The 1,321-nt window shown below is 37.9% G+C and carries 2 protein-coding genes; both read right to left on the reverse strand.

The window, feature by feature from the left end:
• A partial coding sequence (locus tag AB1422_16975; protein ID MEW6620996.1) for a DUF1640 domain-containing protein occupies window positions 1-255 on the reverse strand: 255 nt, incomplete at its 3' end.
• A 58-nt stretch (window positions 256-313) separates the two neighbouring features.
• Entirely contained in the window at window positions 314-1,309 is a 996-nt protein-coding gene (gene traF / locus AB1422_16980) for a conjugal transfer protein TraF (protein ID MEW6620997.1), read from the reverse strand.
• Window positions 1,310-1,321: the final 12 nt, after the last annotated feature.

Genomic DNA, 1,321 nt, shown 5'->3' on the forward strand with positions numbered 1-1,321 from the left:
CTCTTCAGTAATCCGTCTATCAAGTTTAGCAGTCTCTTCAGTAATCCGATTATCAAGTTTAGCAGTCTCTTCAGTAATCCGATTATCAAGTTTTGAATTTTCCTCAGAAAGTCTTCTTTCAAATTTTTCTTCGGCTATGACAATAGAATCTTTCTTTACATTATCCTCAACCTTATTAATAATAGTAATGAACTCATCAACTCCCTGGTCAGTAAGTTTTTCTCTTAAAATCTTTGGGACAGCTAAAACAACCATTTTAAAATTCCTCCTTATATAAATTTTTCGTAATAGTTCAAAATCATTAAAGCAACGATTAAAACTTAGTTGTTAAAGATAAAAGATGCGTTCCCGCACCATTACTTTCTAAAAGTGCATAATCAAGTTGAAATTCTAAAGTAGAGGGTTGTTCTTTGGTTCCGGAAATTTCTACTTTTGTAAACTGCGGACTCCCTCTTAAGCCAAAACCAATCGTATGGAAAGTCCTTCCATAAAGTCCGGCTCTAACTGCAAATCCATCAGTCAGCCACCGTTCGAAACCTACCCTGACCCCACTTTGTCCCTCCATATCTTCATCATAGATATTGTCTAAAACAAAGTGATACCAATCAATAGAGAAGATAGTTTTATCATCTGGTTTCCAGGCGGCGCCAGGTCTAAAATTACGGACACACTCATATTTTCTGTTTAATGGTGAATTTGAAAAGTCTATTTTAGGTTTATTTACATCCTGAATCAAAATTCCGATGGTAAAGTGTTCATTGAGATTATGCAAAATCCCAATATCGTATCCCAGTGAGTCTGTTTCGTAGCCTTTGTTTCTAAAATCCGCTCCACCGCCCCAGGTTGATGCTCCTGTTCCATTACCGGTCATCAGGGAATAAGTAATCTTCCGAATGTTAACTCCAAAGGCAGTATTTTTCAATATTCCGGTGCCGTAACCACCAATAGAAAATACCTTCCACTTTTCGTCAAAAACATAGTTTCTGCCAGTGGTATTTTCTGTTTCATCTATCCAACTTATTTCATGAATATAACTTCCCCCTATGCCCGCCGCATTGCCTGCTCTAACCGTCCCGGCATACCATTCCTGATAGCTAATCACATCTCGATTATTCATCGTTTTCATCCCGGTAAGTTCTATCCTTTTAATATTGCTCATACCTGCTGGATTCCAGTAACAGGAATGAACATCATCCGCAACCGCCACAAACGCTCCACCCATCGAAAGTGGTCTTGCACCCAAACAGGCATAACTTATGCTTGTGAATAAAAAATTAACTCCTATCCCTAAAATAAGTATTTTTTTCATTCTTTACCCCCT

The organism is bacterium, from assembly GCA_040757115.1.
Taxonomy (GTDB): Bacteria; UBA9089; CG2-30-40-21; order CG2-30-40-21; family SBAY01; genus JBFLXS01.